We start from the raw sequence: 1282 nt of genomic DNA on the forward strand, positions 1-1282 counted from the left end.
ATGCTGGTCAGCACGCTCTGCAGATAGACGCCGATAGACCGCGAAATGGCGGTGTCCTCGACGATGATGGTCACCTTCTGACCCTTGGTGCCGGAGTCCTCGACGAACTGCTTTGCCTTGTCGAGGTCAGGGGCCGACCATTTGGCGCCCGGATTCTTGGTGAAGGGGCAATAGTCTTCATGGCCGGGGAAGTCCGGGGGCAGGACCTGACAGACCGGCGAGGCCAGCACCTTTCCGCCGAACAGCTTGACCAACGTGTTGCGATCGATCGCATAGGCAACGGCCTGGCGGGCTTTTTCATTGTCGAAGGGTGCGAGACGGTTGTTCAGCGGCGCGTACCACCAAGCCGAAAGCGGTGAGATGTGCAGCTGGTCCATGGACTTGCTGCCCAGTTCGCCCAGGCGATCGCTGGGCAGAGCGTCGAACATCCAGTCCGCTTCGCCGTTCTGGATCGCGGTGACGGCTGCCTCTTCGGACAGGCCGAAATCATATTGGACGACATCCGGATAGCCGTCCGGCTGGGCTTCTTCGCTCCACTGCTTGAAATTGGGGTTGCGGGAAACCGTCATGCCCTTGTTCGGGTCGAAGGCGGAGATCATGTACGCGCCGGTGCTGGGAATGGGCTTGGAGCCCATGTCTTCGGCGGGCGTGTCCGCCGGCAGGACCACGGCATGCGGCAAGGCGAGCTTGTAGAGCAGCTCGGCATCCGGCTTGGTGATGTTGATGGTGATGGTGCCGGCCGCTTCGTCGCCGACAACGCCGCCTTCCAGCGTGCAGCTCTTGGTGTCGGCCAGGCATTTGTCGGCACCGACGATGCCGGCATAGAACGTGCCGGAGGTGGGTCCGGAAACCTTGAAGATGCGCTGGAAAGAAGCGACGACGTCCTTCACGCCAAGATCCTGGCCACTGGAGAACTTGATGCCCTTGCGCAGCTTGAAGGTGAAGGTCTTGCCGTCATTGCTGACCTGCGGCAACGCCTCGGCCAGATCGGGAACGATGGTGAAGCCGTCCATACCCTCGGCCTTGCGGAAGGCTACCAGGCCGTCATAGATCGGCTGGTACATCTGCCAGCCCTGGTCCGTGTAATTGATGTGCGGATCGAGCGTTCCGGCCGCGGAGCGGGCCAGCAGGCGGATGGTGCCGCCTCGGTGCTCCTTGAGATATTCGGCCTGTGCCGGGGCCAGCCATGTACCGGCCAGCAATGCCGCGGCTGTTGCCGCCAGAAGCAGTTTCTTCATGTCTTCATTCCCCTTTTCTTCAATTGTCGTTGTGGTCCAGGAAG

1 protein-coding gene is annotated in these 1282 nt (G+C 61.5%); it reads right to left on the bottom strand.

The features are described 5' to 3' along the window. On the bottom strand, positions 1-1238 hold a 1238-nt coding region (locus tag EOC06_RS15770), incomplete at its 3' end, for an ABC transporter substrate-binding protein (protein WP_164898603.1). Positions 1239-1282: the final 44 nt, after the last annotated feature.

This window comes from Mesorhizobium sp. M7A.F.Ca.MR.362.00.0.0 (assembly GCF_004023175.1).
GTDB lineage: Bacteria > Pseudomonadota > Alphaproteobacteria > Rhizobiales > Rhizobiaceae > Mesorhizobium.